The 14995-nt window shown below is 71.9% G+C and carries 12 protein-coding genes and 2 pseudogenes (1 of these 14 running past the window's edge); 6 read left to right on the forward strand and 8 right to left on the reverse strand.

The window, feature by feature from the left end:
- From CCN72_RS30225 to CCN72_RS30260, 8 genes and pseudogenes are all read right to left on the reverse strand, one after another.
- Positions 1-344, reverse strand: a pseudogene (locus tag CCN72_RS30225) (response regulator) (it extends 221 nt beyond the left edge of the window).
- Positions 345-472: 128 nt separating this feature from the next.
- Positions 473-1105 (reverse strand): potassium-transporting ATPase subunit C, encoded by a 633-nt coding sequence (locus CCN72_RS30230; protein WP_086811203.1) that lies wholly within the window; start codon positions 1103-1105, stop codon positions 473-475.
- Between the two features lie 5 nt (positions 1106-1110).
- The gene (kdpB, locus tag CCN72_RS30235; RefSeq protein ID WP_208638143.1) at positions 1111-3237 is read right to left on the reverse strand and encodes a potassium-transporting ATPase subunit KdpB; all 2127 of its coding nucleotides are present in this window, start codon (positions 3235-3237) and stop codon (positions 1111-1113) included.
- Positions 3237-4898 (reverse strand): potassium-transporting ATPase subunit KdpA, encoded by a 1662-nt coding sequence (gene kdpA, locus CCN72_RS30240; RefSeq protein ID WP_086811205.1) that lies wholly within the window; start codon positions 4896-4898, stop codon positions 3237-3239. The genes kdpB and kdpA overlap by 1 nt, the downstream gene beginning before the upstream one ends.
- Positions 4899-4900: 2 nt before the next feature.
- The gene (gene kdpF, locus CCN72_RS30245; protein ID WP_037659531.1) at positions 4901-4990 is read right to left on the reverse strand and encodes a K(+)-transporting ATPase subunit F; all 90 of its coding nucleotides are present in this window, start codon (positions 4988-4990) and stop codon (positions 4901-4903) included.
- A gap of 254 nt (positions 4991-5244) precedes the next feature.
- Positions 5245-7083: an APC family permease gene (locus CCN72_RS30250; RefSeq protein ID WP_086811215.1), complete on the reverse strand. Its 1839-nt coding sequence runs from the start codon at positions 7081-7083 to the stop codon at positions 5245-5247.
- A 13-nt stretch (positions 7084-7096) separates the two neighbouring features.
- Positions 7097-7471: a hypothetical protein gene (locus tag CCN72_RS30255; RefSeq protein ID WP_086811206.1), complete on the reverse strand. Its 375-nt coding sequence runs from the start codon at positions 7469-7471 to the stop codon at positions 7097-7099.
- Positions 7468-9986: pseudogene (locus CCN72_RS30260) on the reverse strand (sensor histidine kinase). Before CCN72_RS30260 ends, CCN72_RS30255 begins: the two are co-directional and overlap by 4 nt.
- Positions 9987-10211: 225 nt before the next feature.
- On the opposite strand from CCN72_RS30260, the gene lplAB reads away from it, so the two are divergent.
- The 6 genes from lplAB to CCN72_RS30290 all read left to right on the forward strand — a co-directional run bounded on the left by lplAB (position 10212) and on the right by CCN72_RS30290 (position 14904).
- Positions 10212-11276, forward strand: coding sequence for a lipoate-protein ligase LplAB (gene lplAB / locus CCN72_RS30265; protein ID WP_086811208.1), 1065 nt, complete (start codon positions 10212-10214; stop codon positions 11274-11276).
- Between the two features lie 191 nt (positions 11277-11467).
- Positions 11468-11980, forward strand: coding sequence for an SAV_915 family protein (locus CCN72_RS40910; protein WP_244174557.1), 513 nt, complete (start codon positions 11468-11470; stop codon positions 11978-11980).
- Positions 11977-12282, forward strand: coding sequence for a DUF6317 family protein (locus CCN72_RS30275; RefSeq protein WP_085567375.1), 306 nt, complete (start codon positions 11977-11979; stop codon positions 12280-12282). Before CCN72_RS40910 ends, CCN72_RS30275 begins: the two co-directional genes overlap by 4 nt.
- Entirely contained in the window at positions 12282-13571 is a 1290-nt protein-coding gene (locus CCN72_RS30280) for a WXG100 family type VII secretion target (protein ID WP_086811209.1), read from the forward strand. The genes CCN72_RS30275 and CCN72_RS30280 overlap by 1 nt, the downstream gene beginning before the upstream one ends.
- Entirely contained in the window at positions 13549-14100 is a 552-nt protein-coding gene (locus CCN72_RS30285; RefSeq protein ID WP_086811211.1) for a hypothetical protein, read from the forward strand. The genes CCN72_RS30280 and CCN72_RS30285 overlap by 23 nt, the downstream gene beginning before the upstream one ends.
- 99 nt (positions 14101-14199) lie before the next feature.
- On the forward strand, positions 14200-14904 hold the full coding sequence (locus CCN72_RS30290; RefSeq protein ID WP_086811219.1) for a hypothetical protein: 705 nt from the start codon (positions 14200-14202) through the stop codon (positions 14902-14904).
- The last annotated feature ends 91 nt before the right edge of the window (positions 14905-14995 follow it).

Consider the following 14995-nt stretch of genomic DNA (forward strand, 5'->3'; position numbering starts at 1 on the left):
GCGGCGCGCAGCCGGGCCAGCAGTTCGTCCATGCTGAACGGCTTGGTGACGTAGTCGTCCGCGCCCGCGTCGAGCGCCGCGACCTTCTCGCCGGACGCCTGCCGGGCGGACAGCACGATGACCGGCGCCCGGGTCCAGCCGCGCAGCGTCCTGATGACGTCGACGCCGTCCATGTCGGGCAGCCCGAGGTCCAGCAGGACCACGTCGGGTCTGCGCGCGGCGGCCAGGCGCAGGGCGGTGGCTCCGTCGGGGGCGGCGTCGACGCCGTAGCGGCGCGCCCGCAGGTTGATGACGAGGGCCCGTACGAGCTGCGGGTCGTCCTCGACCACGAGCACCCGGGTCATGGGGGTCACTCTCCTGTCGTAGAGGTCGTGGAAGCCGTAGAGGGAGCTTCGGGGAGAGCCGCGGGAGCCGGCGCCGCCGGGATGTCTCCCGGGGCGCCGGCTCCCGTGTGGCGGGTGGGGCCGGGACGTCAGCGCGCCGCAGTGAGGTCCCGTAGCGCGATGTTGAGTTCGAGGACGTTGACCTGCGGCTCGCCCACGAAGCCGAGGGCGCGGCCCTGGGTGTGCTGCTTCACCAGCCGTTCGACCCGCGCGACGGACAGGCCGTTGCGCTCGGCGACCCGGTGCACCTGGAGCTCGGCGTACGCCGGGGAGATGGCCGGGTCGAGGCCGGAGCCGGAGGAGGTGACCGCGTCGGCCGGGACCTGGGCGGGCCGTACGGTGTAGCCGGGCACGGAGTTGTCCTTGACGACCTTCGCCCGGGCGTCCTCGACGGCCTTGACCAGCTTGGGGTTGTCGGCCGCCAGGTTGGTCGCCCCGGAAAGGATCAGCTTGTAGCGGGTGTTGACGGAGTTGGCGCCGAGGCCGGCGGCGGGCCGGGGCTGGAAGTACGCGAGGGTGTAGCCCTGTTGGCCGATGAGGGAGGAGCCGACGACCTTGCCGTGCGAGGTGATCTCGGAGCCGTTCGCCCTGCCGGGGAACAGCGCCTGGGCGACACCGGTGACGGCCAGCGGGTAGAGGACGCCGGTCACCACGGTCAGCACCAGCAGGGCCCGCAGGCCCGCCCAGAGCAACCGGGCGGTGTTCGTGACGGAGTTGTTCATGGCGATCAGCCGATTCCGGGAATGAGGGAGATGAGCAGGTCGATGAGCTTGATCCCGATGAAGGGGGCGATCAGACCGCCGATGCCGTAGAGGCCGAGGTTGCGGCGCAGCATCTTGTCCGCGCTCATCGGCCGGTACTGCACGCCCTTCAGGGACAGCGGCACCAGCGCGATGATGATCAGCGCGTTGAAGATGACGGCGGACAGGATCGCGGAGTCCGGCGAGGACAGCCGCATGATGTTCAGCTTGTCCAGGCCCGGGTAGACGGCCGCGAACAGCGCCGGGATGATCGCGAAGTACTTCGCCACGTCGTTGGCGATGGAGAACGTGGTCAACGCGCCCCGGGTGATGAGGAGTTGCTTGCCGATCTCGACGATCTCGATCAGCTTGGTCGGGTTGGAGTCGAGGTCGACCATGTTGCCGGCCTCCTTGGCGGCCGACGTGCCGGTGTTCATCGCGACGCCGACGTCGGCCTGGGCGAGCGCGGGCGCGTCGTTGGTGCCGTCACCGGTCATCGCGACCAGCTTGCCGCCGGCCTGCTCCCGCTTGATGAGGGCCATCTTGTCCTCGGGGGTGGCCTCGGCGAGGAAGTCGTCGACGCCCGCCTCCTGGGCGATCGCCTTCGCGGTCAGCGGGTTGTCGCCGGTGATCATCACGGTCTTGATGCCCATGCGGCGCAGTTCCTCGAACCGCTCGCGCATGCCCTCCTTGACCACGTCCTTGAGGTGGATGACACCGAGGACGCGGGCGCCGCGCCCGTCGTGCACGGCGACGAGCAGCGGGGTGCCGCCGGCCGCGGCTATCTTGTCGGTCAACTCCTGTGCGTCCGCCCCGACTTCGCCGCCCTGTTCACGCACCCAGGTGATGACGGAGGCGGTGGCGCCCTTGCGGATCCGGCGGCCGTCCATGTCCACGCCGGACATCCGGCTCTGCGCGGTGAACGCGATCCACTCGGCGTGCTCCAGCTCGCCCTGGTGGCGTTCGCGCAGCCCGTAGCGCTCCTTGGCGAGGACGACGACGGAACGGCCCTCGGGGGTCTCGTCCGCCAGCGAGGACAGCTGGGCCGCGTCCGCGACCTCGGCCTCGGTCGTCCCGCGCACCGGCACGAACTCGGCGGCCTGGCGGTTGCCGAGGGTGATGGTGCCGGTCTTGTCCAGCAGCAGGGTGGAGACGTCACCGGCGGCCTCGACGGCACGGCCCGACATGGCGAGCACATTGCGCTGCACGAGCCGGTCCATGCCGGCGATGCCGATCGCGGACAGCAGCGCGCCGATGGTGGTCGGGATCAGGCAGACCAGCAGGGCCACCAGCACCACCATGGTCAGGTGGGTGCCCGCGTAGTCGGCGAACGGCGGCAGGGTGGCGCAGGCCAGCAGGAAGACGACGGTCAGCGAGGCCAGCAGGATGTTGAGCGCGATCTCGTTGGGGGTCTTCTGCCGGGCCGCGCCCTCGACCAGGCCGATCATGCGGTCGATGAAGGTCTCGCCGGGCTTCGTGGTGATCTGGATGACGATGCGGTCGGACAGCACCTTGGTGCCGCCGGTGACGGCGCTGCGGTCGCCGCCGGACTCGCGGATGACCGGGGCGGACTCGCCGGTGATCGCCGACTCGTCCACCGAGGCGACGCCCTCGACGACATCGCCGTCACCGGGGATGATGTCGCCGGCCTCGCACACCACCAGGTCGCCGATGGTCAGCGCGGTGCCGGGGACCTGCTCCTCGGCACCGTCCACCAGCCGGCGGGCGACGGTGTCGGTCTTGGCCTTGCGCAGGGTGTCGGCCTGGGCCTTGCCGCGGCCCTCGGCGACGGCCTCCGCCAGATTGGCGAAGATCACCGTCAGCCACAGCCAGGCGCTGATGGTCCAGCCGAACCAGTCGCCGGGGTCCTTGAAGGAGAACGCGGTGGTGAGGATCGAGCCGACCCACACCACGAACATCACGGGCGACTTCACCATCACCCGGGGGTCGAGCTTGCGCATCGCCTCGGGCAGGGACTTCAGGAGCTGCTTGGGGTCGAAGAGGCCCGCTCCGACACGGCTCTCGTCGGTCTTGTGCCCGGTGGGCGCGTCCTGGTGGGGCGCAAGGGTGGGAGTGGACATCGCGTCCTCGTGGGATTCCGTTCGGGTCGTCATCACGCCAGCCCTTCGGCGAGCGGGCCCAGCGCGAGCGCCGGGAAGTAGGTGAGACCGGTGACGATCAGGATCGCGCCGACCAGCAGGCCGGTGAACAGCGGCTTGTCGGTGCGCAGGGTGCCGGTGGTGGCCGGTACCGGCCGCTGCCCGGCGAGGGAGCCGGCGAGCGCGAGCACGAACACCATCGGCAGGAACCGGCCGAACAGCATCGCGAGCCCGGTCATGGTGTTGAACCAGTCGGTGTTGGCGTTCAGACCGGCGAAGGCCGAGCCGTTGTTGTTCGACGCGGAGGTGAAGGCGTACAGCACCTCGGAGAACCCGTGCGCGCCCGGGTTGAGCATGGAGTGCGGCGGGGTCGGCAGCGCCATCGAGGCGGCGGTGAGGACGAGGACCAGCGTCGGGGTGACAAGGATGTAGCAGGCGGCGAGCTTCATCTCGCGGCCGCCGATCTTCTTGCCCAGGTACTCGGGGGTCCGCCCGACCATCAGACCGGCGATGAACACCGCGATCACGGCCATGATCAACATGCCGTACAGGCCGGAGCCGACGCCGCCGGGCGCGATCTCGCCCAGCATCATGCCGAGCATGGTGATGCCGCCGCCGAGGCCGGTGAAGGAGGAGTGGAAGGAGTCCACCGCGCCGGTGGAGGTGAGCGTCGTCGCCACCGAGAAGATGGCGGAGCCGCCGACGCCGAAGCGGGTCTCCTTGCCCTCCATCGCGCCGCCCGCCGCCTGGAGCGCCGGGCCGTGGTGGGAGAACTCCGCCGCCATCATCAGCAGGGTGAAGCCCACCCAGATGGTGGCCATCGTGGCGAGGATCGCGTAACCCTGCTTCACCGATCCGACCAGCACACCGAAGGTGCGGGTCAGGCAGAACGGGATGACCAGGATCAGGAAGATCTCCAGGAGGTTGGTGAGGGCGGTGGGGTTCTCGAAGGGGTGCGAGGAGTTGGCGTTGAAGTAGCCGCCGCCGTTGGTGCCCAGTTCCTTGATGGCCTCCTGGGAGGCGACCGCTCCGCCGTTCCACTGCTGGGAGCCGCCCATGAACTGGCCGACCTCGTGGATGCCGGAGAAGTTCTGGATCGCGCCCGCGGCCACCAGGAGTACGGCGGCCACGGCGGCCACCGGCAGCAGGATCCGCACGGTGCCGCGCACCAGGTCGGCCCAGAAGTTGCCGAGTTCACCGGTGCGGGAGCGGGCGAAGCCGCGCACCAGGGCGACCGCCACCGCCATGCCGACCGCGGCGGAGACGAAGTTCTGCACGGCCAGACCGGCGGTCTGCACCACGTGCCCCATCGTCTGCTCGCCGTAGTACGACTGCCAGTTGGTGTTGGTCACGAACGACACGGCCGTGTTGAACGACTGCGCCGGGCTGACCGAGGAGAACCCGAGCGAGCCGGGCAGCATCCCCTGGAACCGCTGGAGCAGGTAGAGGAAGAGGACGCTCACGGCCGAGAAGGCGAGGACCCCGCGCAGATAGGCGGGCCAGGTCATCTCGGCGTCCGGGTTCGCGCCGATGCCCCGGTAGATCCACTTCTCCGCCCGCAGGTGCTTGGGGGAGGTGTAGACCCGGGCCATGTAGCCGCCGAACGGGATGTACACGAGCGCGAGCACGCCGATCAGGGCGAGCAGTTGCAGGAAGCCTGCGAGTACGGGGCTCACCGTCAGAACCTCTCCGGGAAGATCAGGGCGAGGACGAGATAGCCCAGCAGGGCGACGGCCACGATCAGGCCGACGATGTTCTCGGCGGTCACAGCTTCGTCACCCCCTTGGCGACGAGAGCCACCAGCGCGAACGACACGATCGTGGTGACGACGAAGGCCAGATCGGCCATCGTGAACTCCTGGAATGAGGTGCGAAAGAAAGCGGACGGTTAGAGGAAAACGCCTCCCTGGCCGGTTCTGGTCGTCGTTGACGGCCCTCTTACGGCGGCCCCTTCGCCTTTGACGGGTCTCTTACGGGGCGTGATCCGTACTGGTCAGTAGGCCCTTGGCGCACGTTGGCCGGTTCACAGCCGGAAGCGCAGCCGGCAGATCACCGCGTCCGTCTCCCGCCGTACCGCGTGCGCCACGACCGCCCCCCGCTGGTTCTGCAACAGCCGCTGCCACAGCCGCTCCGGTTCCGCCTCGGGGATCAGTACGGTCACCCGGGTGCCGGGCTCGGCGGCGGCCACGGCACGGACGTACGCGGCGATCGGGCGGCCCAGGCCGTGCCGCTCGGGGGTCAGACGCACCAGCTCGACGCCCGGGTCCCAGTCCCGCCAGGAGCGTGCGAAGGCACGGTCTCGCACCCGGTCCTCGGGGTCGGGGGCGCACACGCTGACCGCCCGGACCTCGTCGCCGAGGGAGGCCGCCGCGGTCAGCGCCTCCGAGGTGAGCCGGGACAGCGCGGAGACGGGCACGATGACCAGGGAGCGCTCGCGGTGCGGGGCCCGCGGGAGCAGGCCGAGCCCGAGGCGCGCGTCGATCCGGCCGTAGGCGCGGTGCACGGCCTCGAAGGCGGCGACCAGCGCGGGCAGCGCGAGCACGATCAGCCAGGCGCCCTCGGTGAACTTGCTCGCGGTGACGACGACCGCGGCCACGCCGGTGAGCAGCGCGCCGCCGCCGTTCAGCAGCGCCTTGCCGCGCCATCCGCGGCCCCGCTGCGCGCGCCAGTGCCGGACCATGCCGACCTGGGCGATGGTGAAGCCGACGAAGACGCCGATGGCGAACATCGGGACCAGGGTGTTGGTGTCGCCGCCGGAGAACACCAGCAGCGCCGCCGAGACCACGGCGAGCGCCAGGACGCCGTGCCGGTGCACCTGGCGGTCGGCCTTCAGGGCGAAGACGTGCGGCGCGTGGTCGTCGCGGGCGAGCAGCTTCAGCAGGACGGGCAGTCCGCCGAAGGAGGTGTTGGCGGAGAGGGCCAGCAGGATCATCGTGGCGAACTGGATGACGTAGAACGCCGCGTTGTGGCCGAGGGCGGCGTCCGCCAGCTGGGCGAGGACGGTGACGCCCGCGACCGGCTGGAGGTGGAAGCGGCCGATCAGCACCGACAGGCCGATCAGCATCAGAGCGAGTACGGCGCCGAGGGCGATCTCCGCCCGCTGGGCGCGGCGGGTGCGGGGCACCCGGAAGGAGGGCACGGCGTTGGCGATGGCCTCCACGCCGGTCAGCGCGGCGCAGCCGGAGGCGAAGGCCTTCAGCAGGAGCAGGGTGCCCACGGTCGTGGCGTTGTCCGCGACGACCGAGGCGTGTCCGGCCGCGCTCGCCGTGCTCACCGGGTGGTCACGGAACAGTCCGACGGCGATCAGTACGAAGATCGCGCCGACGAACACGGCGGTCGGCACGATGAACGCGCGCGCCGACTCCACGATGCCGCGCAGGTTGACGCCCGTGATCAGGGCGAGCACCGCGAGGCAGAGCCAGAGCCGGTCGCCGTACAGGCCCGGGAAGGCGGACGTCAGGGCGGCGACGCCCGCGGTGACGGCGACGGCGACATTGAGGACGTAGTCCAGGACCAGGGAGGCGGCGGCCACCAGGCCGGTGCGGGCGCCGAGGTGTGCCCGGGCGACGGCGTAGGCGCCGCCGCCGTCCGGGAAGGCGGCGATGACCTGCCGGTAGGAGGCGACCAGCACCGCCAGCAGGGCGGCGATGGCGAGCGTCACCGGCAGCGTGAAGCCGAGGCCGCGCGCGCCGGCCCCGGCCAGCACCAGGACGATCGCCTCGGGGCCGTACGCCACCGACGCCATCGCGTCCAGCGACAGTGCCGCGAGGCCCGTGACGGCGGTCAGCCGGTGCCGCTCGCCGGTATCGGGCGGTTCCTCGCCGCCGGGGACGGCATCCGGCTCGGTGGTCAGGACGGACATGGGCGCGTGCTCCTCATCGGTTCGGCCGCGCGCCGGGACGGGGGCGCGCGAGGGCACCCAGCGTCTGCCCGCTCCCCCGCCCCCGCCGACCTCTCCTGTCGCCTTCTTCGCGCTCGACGTGCCTGCTTTGACGGGACGTTGACGGATCGGCGCGGCCACGCCCCCACCAGCCGCGTACCGGTCCCGAGGTGTCCGGCGCCGCGCCCGTCCGGTCGTCGGTGTCCGGGTTCCGGGTTCCGGGTGTGCCGTACTCGAAGCGGCAGGCGCGCAGCCCGAGCAGTTCGGTCAGCTCGGTGCGGACGTGGCCGACGACGGTGTCCGCCGAGTGGACGGACCGGACGAGGTCGGCCGTACGGTGGATGCGCGCCAGGTGGGCCGCGTCCGTCACCGTGGTGGTGTGCGACTTCCTTGCCGGGGCCGGGCCGTGCCGTGGACGTGTCCGGTGTTCCCGGCGCGGCCCCCGACCGGCAGCGAGACGACCATCGTGAGCCCCCCGCCGGGCGTGTCCTCCGGGCTCAGCGTGCCGTTCATCGCCTCCGTCAGACCGCGGGCCAGGGCGAGGCCGAGGCCGAGGCCGGTGGTGTTGTCGGTGTCGCCGAGGCGCTGGAAGGGCTCGAAGAGGCGCTCGCGGCCGTCGGCGGGAGGCCGGGACCCCGGTCGACCACCCGCAGTTCCACCCGTCCGGCCAGGGCGCTCGCCGTGATCAGCGCCTTCTTCCCGGCGGGCGAGTGCCGCGCGGCGTTGCCGACCAGGTTGGCCAGCACCCGTTCCAGCAGCGGCGGGTCGGCCAGCACCGGCGGGATCCCCTCCAGATCCGCCGCCTCGGCGCCCGGTTCGTCCGCCAGGACGATCGGCAGCACCTCCTCGAGGGAGGTCTCCCGCAGGTTCAGGGTGAGCGCCCCGGCCTCCAGGCGGCTGAGGTCGAGCAGGTTCTCCACCAGGCGGTTGAGCTTGGCCATGGACTCGTCGGCGGTGGCGAGGAGTTCCTCGCGGTCCTCGGCGGTGAAGGCGACGTCGCGGCCGCGCAGCGAGGTGACGGCGGCCCAGCCCGCGGCCAGCGGGGTGCGCAGATCGTGGCCGACGGCCCGCAGCAGCGCGGTGCGCAGCCGGTCCGCGGCCCGCACCGGCTCCACCTCGGCCGCCGCCTCGGCCAGCCGGGCGCGCTCCACGGCCGAGCCGACGTGCGCGGCGAACGCGGCGAGCACCCGCCGTTCGGAGGAGGAGAGGGTACGGCCGCGCAGGGCGAGGAAGGCGCCGGGTCCCGCCGGTACGGCGGTCACCCCGGGCGTGTCCGGCGGCTCGTCCAGGAGGTCAGCGGAGTCCATGCCGAACGTCTCCCGGGTGCGCTCCAGGAGCGCCGGGATGGTCGCCTCGCCGCGCACGATGCTGCCCGCCAGCGAGGACATGGTCTCCGCCTCGGCCGTCGCCCGCGCCGACCGCCGGGACAGACGCAGGGAGCGGTCCACGACGGCGGCCACCACGGCCGCGACGACCACGAACACGGCGAGCGCCACGAGGGCGTTGGGCTCGGCGAGCGTGAACGCGCCGACGGGCGGGATGAACCAGTAGTTGAGCAGCAGGGACGCCGTCATCGACGCGATCACCGCCGAGGCGACCCCGCCTATGCAGGCCACGCCCACCACCGTGAGCAGGAACAGCAGGGCCTCGCTGGTGAGGTTGAGGGTGCCGCGCAGCTGGGCGAGGACTGCGGTGAGCAGCACCGGCAGCACCAGCCCGGCCACCGGTCCCGCGATCAGCCGGACCGGGGACAGGGTGCGCCGCCGGGACGGCAGCAGGGTGCCGCGCCCGGCCCGCTCATGGGTGACGCGGTGCACATCGATGTCGCCGGACAGCGCGGTGACGGTCTCTCCGGTGCCGGGCCCGGTGAGGAAGCGGGCGAGCCGGCCCCGTCTGCTGGTGCCGAGGACCAGCTGGGTGGCGTTCTCGGCGCGGGCGAACTCCACCAGGGTGGCGGCCACATCGTCGCCGACGACCGAGTGGTAGCTGCCGCCCAGGTCCTCCACCAGCCGCCGCTGCCGGGCCAGCGAGGCGTGCGAGACACCGGCGGCGAGTCCGTCGCTGCGGGCCACGTGCACGGCGAGCAGGTCGCCGCCCGCGGACCGGTCGGCGATGCGGGCGGCCCGCCGTACCAGGGTGTCGCCCTCGGGGCCGCCGGTCAGCGCGACGACGACCCGCTCCCTGGTCTCCCAGATCCGGCCGATGCCGTGCCGGGAGCGGTACTCCTGGAGCGCCTCGTCCACCCGGTCGGCCACCCACAGCAGCGCCAGTTGGCGCAGCGCCGTCAGATTGCCGGGCCGGAAGTAGTTGGCGAGCGCCGCGTCGATGGCCTCGGGCGGGTAGATGTTGCCGTGCGCCATCCTGCGGCGCAGCCCCTCGGGCGGCATGTCGACCAGCTCGATCTGCCAGGCGCGGCGCACCACCTCGTCGGGGACGGTCTCGTGCTGCGGCACTCCGGTGATCTTCTCGACCACGTCGTTGAGGGACTCCAGATGCTGGATGTTGAGCGCGGTGACGACGTCGATGCCGGCGGCGAGCAGCATCTCGATGTCCTGCCAGCGCTTGGCGTTGCGGCCCTCGCCGGGGACGTTGCTGTGCGCGCACTCGTCCACGATCGCCACCTGCGGGCGCCGCGCCAGGACCGCGTCCAGGTCCATCTCCTCGAACCGGCCGCCCCGGTAGGAGCAGGCGGCGCGGGGCACGCGCGCCAGGCCGTCGAGCATCGCCTCGGTGCGCGGCCTGCCGTGGCACTCGGCGAAGCCGACCACCACGTCCGCGCCGCGGGCGGCGCGCCGCCGCCCCTCGTCGAGCATCCGGTAGGTCTTGCCGACCCCGGGGGCCGCGCCGAGGTAGACCTTCAGTCGTCCGGGCCGTACGTCACTCATCGCCGCCGACGCGCTCCGCTCACTGATCCGGCTCCCCGCACGGGAGGGTTCCTTCTCCCAAGGAAGCGGCCGGGCGTGGCGGGCGGTGCGGCCGTTAGCGCTTCCTTGGCGGCGCGCCCGAGGACCTTGACGTCGTTTTGACGGAGCCTGGGCGCAGCGGCCCGCGGGGAACACCCCGGGGCGGCGGTGCGTTGATCACGCTGAGGGAAACGGAGGGCCCAGGCGGTGCACGGAGAGTACAAGGTGCCCGGCGGCAAGCTGGTCGTCGTGGATGTGGAGACGGACGGCGGCGTGCTGCGCGACGTCCGGGTGGCGGGGGACTTCTTCCTGGAGCCGGACGAAGCGCTGGACGCGGTGAACGGCGCGCTGGAGGGCGCCCCCGCGGGTACCGACGCGGCCGGGCTCGCCGCGCGGATCGAGGCGGCGCTGCCCGCGGGCACGGTGATGTACGGGCTGACGGCGGAGGGCATCGCGATCGCGGTGCGCCGCGCGCTGGCGCACGCCACCGACTGGACCGACTACGACTGGCAGTTGATCCATGAGGGCCCCCAGTCCCCGGCGCTGCACATGGCCCTGGACGAGGTGCTGACCGCCGGGGTGGCCGCGGGCCGGCGTCCGCCGACGCTGCGGGTGTGGGAGTGGGGCTCCCCCGCGGTGATCATCGGCAGCTTCCAGTCGCTGCGCAACGAGGTGGATCCGGAGGGCGCCGCCCGCCACGGCATCGAGGTGGTGCGGCGGATCTCCGGCGGCGGCGCGATGTTCGTGGAGCCCGGCAACACCATCACGTACTCCCTGTCGGTGCCCGAGTCCCTGGTGCACGGCCTGTCCTTCCAGGACAGCTACGCCTATCTGGACGACTGGGTGCTGGCCGCGCTCGCCGACATGGGCATCCGGGCCTGGTACCAGCCGCTGAACGACATCGCCACCGAGCAGGGCAAGATCGCGGGCGCCGCGCAGAAGCGGGTCGTGGGACCCGGCGGCGGTCCGGGCGCCGTGCTGCATCACGTGACCATGTCGTACGACATCGACGCCGACAAGATGACCGAAGTGCTGCGCATCGGCCGGGAGAAGCTGTCGGACAAGGGGACGCGGAGCGCGAAGAAGCGGGTGGATCCGCTGCGCCGGCAGACCGGTCTTGCCCGTGAGGCCGTCATCGACCGCATGATCGACTCCTTCCGCGCGCGCTACGGCCTCGCGCCGGGCAAGGTGACCGACGAGGAGCTGGCGCGGGCCAGGGAACTGGCGCGGACGAAGTTCACCACCGGGGAGTGGACCGCCCGGGTGCCGTGACCGCTCCCTCACGCAGCGGCACGATTCAGGTGCGGGTCAAGGCATGCCCATGCCCCGATCAAGCCGCTGTATGGGTTCCGTGCATGTCCAGGTCACCGGCCCCGACATAGCCGGATTTGCCCCGCCGTCCGCTGGCTACCGTGGTCGGGCCTGAATCGGCCACGCACGACCACGGGGAAGAGGTGACGGCGGTGACGGCGCCGATACGTTCACGCCTGCTCGATTTCGTGGAGGCGGAGCCCGGACCGCCGGGCGGAGAGCTTCCGGAAGAGGGGGCGCGACCGCGGCGTTCGGCGTTGTCGGACCTGGCGGAGTCGGCGCCCGCACCGCGCGCGGCCTCGGACGGCCGGCCCGCGCCCAGGCCGGGAGTACCCGCCTACCACACGCCGGTGTTCGTGCCGGCGCATCCGAGGTCCGTCGCGGCCACAGGCTCGGACGGCCGCCCGGCGCGTGTCCCCTTCGTCGTCTTCGAGCTCTTCGAGCATCCCGCGCACGGCATGGCGGCTCTCGCCTTCACCACGCTGGAGAAACTGGTCGAGGCGCTCGGCGAGGCACAGCCCTGGGCGGCCACCTCGCTCGGCCCGCTGGCCGAGGGCGTGGCCGACCGGGATGTGACGGTCCTGCTGGACCCGCGACTCGCGCCCGGAGAACCCAACTGGCGGCCGGAGGACCTGGCCGCCTACGCACAGGAGGTACGCCGGTGACGGCCGACTTCAAGGTCATCTACGACGACCTCAGCACACTCGCGAAGACCTTCCACGACCAGGCCGGCGACTACCGCAAGCTCGCCCCGGACGTGTCCCCGGCCATCGTCAGCGGCGGCGACCCGGCGCTGGACTCCGCGATCAAGGAGGTCGCCGACCTCATCATCGCCCTGCACACCGGGCTCGCCGACCGCATGGACGACCACAGCGACAAGGCCGCCTACGCACGGGACTCCTTCCACCGCCACGACATCGACATCCACGGTCTCTTCGACGACCTCACCCCGGAGGACTGGAGCTGATGGGCGACAGCTGGGTGGGCGGCGACATCGGCGGCCTCCACACCATGGCCACCACGTACAAGAACGCCAAGGAAAAGCTGGAGGGCGTGGTCAAGCCTCTGAGCAAGGCCGTCGACAAGCTGGCGAGCGACGCGAGCTGGAAGGGCGAGGCGGCCGAGGCATTCCGTTCCATGTGGAGCGAGGACGCGGTCACGGCGGCCGGGTTCGCCGAACTGGTCCACGCGGCCGGTGAGATCATCGGAACGCTCGCCGACGACCTCACCACGTGCGAGACGTCCCTGCAGAACGCCGAGCACGTCGCGGCCCGCAAGGGTGTGGCGACGGACCCCAAGGGCGCCCCGGTGCCGATCATGACGGCGAATCCTCCGAGCGCGGACGACCAGAAGACCATCTCCGCGATGAACGAGTACGCGAAGGTGCGCAACGGCATCCTGCACACGGCGCAGCACGCGCGGCTGGTGGCGGCGCAGCAGTTGCAGGCGCTGTACGACCAGGTGACCAAGAAGGACGACTCCGTGTCCCCCGGGGACAAGGTCACCCTCTACGACGCGCTGCGCGGGCTGTACGCGTACGACGCCGAGGACGCGCGGGCCGGTGGCAAGAAGGCGCGGGAGAAACTCGACGACGCCAAGCAGGCGGCACAGGACGCCAAGAAGGAGCTGCGCGCCGAGCGCAAGGCGTACCAGAAGGCGGGCAAGGCACTGCCCAAGGACCTGCCTGAGAAGAGCGCCTACCGCGACGCGGTCACCAAGGTCGACGCGCTGGAGGACGACATCGCCCGCGCCGAGCACGGCAGCACCAAGTTGCCGTACGACCGCGCCCTGAACGTCAAGCTCGTCGACGCCGCGGAGGCGCTGCGCCTCGGCAAGGGACTTGAGGCAGTTCCGGACGTGCTCAAGGAACTTCCCGTGCTGGACATCGCCGCGGCCGGTACCTGCGGGCTGCTGGAGGCCAAGGACGACCACGACAAGGGGTGGTCCTGGCAGCGGTCCATCGCCACCGACGAGGGAGCCAACGTCGGTGGTCTGGTCGTCGGCGGCGTCGTGGCGGGCGCTCTGCTGCCGGCCGAGGCGCCCGCCGTGGCCGTGGCGGCGGTGGGTGTGGGAGCGGCCGTTCTCGCGACCGGGGTCATCGACCACTCCCTGCACGAGCACTGGAGCGAGGACATCCACGATCACGGGGTGATCGGCGGCGTCGCGGTGGGCACCGGGCACGTGCTCAGTGACACCGGGAAGGATGTCGGACGTATGGGGAAGGACATCTGGCATGGCGTCAAAAGCATCTTCTGAGACGCGTCCGGCGGGAGGCCGAGCCGAGATTCCGTCCCTGCCTCAGCTCGGCACCACCTGGTACGAGCACGGCGCCCGCTATTGGCTGCGCCGCGCATGGATCGCCTTCGGTCTCCTCGTCGTGTCGGCTCTCCTGGTGTTCTTCTCGCTGAGTCTCTACGACGGGTTCACCGGCGAGTGGTCGCCGGCCGCGCGGACGGCGGCGGACCGGGTTCAGATCGCCGGCTCGTGTGTGGCCGTGGTCTGGGGATGGCTGAAGCAGCGCCGGGACCACCGGGCGGGCCTGCTCGATCCGCCCGGCCCGCTGGACAGCACCTCCGCGCGGCGCGACCACAACCGGCGTACCCCGGGACTGGTCGCGGCCGGGCGCGGCCTCTTGCTCGTGCTCGCTCCGGTCATGCCGATGGTGGCGGCCTGGTGCGTCGGCTGGTTCCTGGCCCACCTCACGGTGCGCCAGTACCCGAGCGAGGTCGGCGCCCGCCGCTGGCTGGAGGCGCAAAAGGGGCGGAGCGGTACGTCCCGAGGGTGAGTCCGTGACCGCCCGGACACCCAGCGAGTTCACGCTTCCACCGCACAGGCAGTCGTGTGACACTGTCGTCCCCGTCCCCCCTCCCACGAGATGTGCGCCGTGCGTTCTCTGCCTCTGCCGCTCGCCCTCACCGCCCGACTGACCCCGGTCGCGGTCCTCGCCTGCGCCGGGTGGGCGCTGTCCACCGGCCCCGCCGCGCCCCAGGCGGCCACCGGGCACCGGTCCGGGGCGAGCACACCCGACCGGTCGTCGTCCTCCGCCGCGCCCTCCGCCTCGGCCGCGGCGAAGACGTACTCCACCGCCTCCTCGCCCTGCTCCGCCGTGTCCGCCTCGACCGTCGGCGACCTGGTGCCCGGGGCGAAACCGGCCGGCAAGGAGATCCCCTCGACCGACCCGAAGCTGCGCCGCACCTGCTCGTGGAACGCCCTGCACGGCTACGCGTACCACTGGCTCGACATCTCCTACGAGATCAGCGGCTCCGCGGACGAGGCCAAGCAGGAGTTCCAGCAGCAGGTGAGCCGGAAGAGCGGCGGCGGGACCGTGCCGGGGCTCGGGGACGGCGCGTACTCCGTGGTCAACCTGTCCACCGAGGACAAGCAGCAGACCCGCGAGGGCGTGGTGATGGTGCGCGTCTCCAACGCGCTGGTGGTGGTGACGTACAGCGGCAGCGACTTCGACACCAAGAAGGCGCCGGGGACGGACGAGATCAACAAGGGCGCCATCAAGGTGGCGCGGGCGGCGGTCGGGGCGCTCGGGAGCGGGCAGTCCGGCTCTGGGTCCGGGTCCGGGTCCGGGTCCGGGTGATCGTGGTCCTGCCCGCCCTCCGTTAGGGCGCCGCGTTCCCGGGTTCCTCCTCGATTCCCCGCACGACGAAGTCGACCTCGGGGCCGAGGTC

Source organism: Streptomyces murinus, from assembly GCF_002154555.1.
Classification (GTDB): domain Bacteria; phylum Actinomycetota; class Actinomycetes; order Streptomycetales; family Streptomycetaceae; genus Streptomyces; species Streptomyces murinus.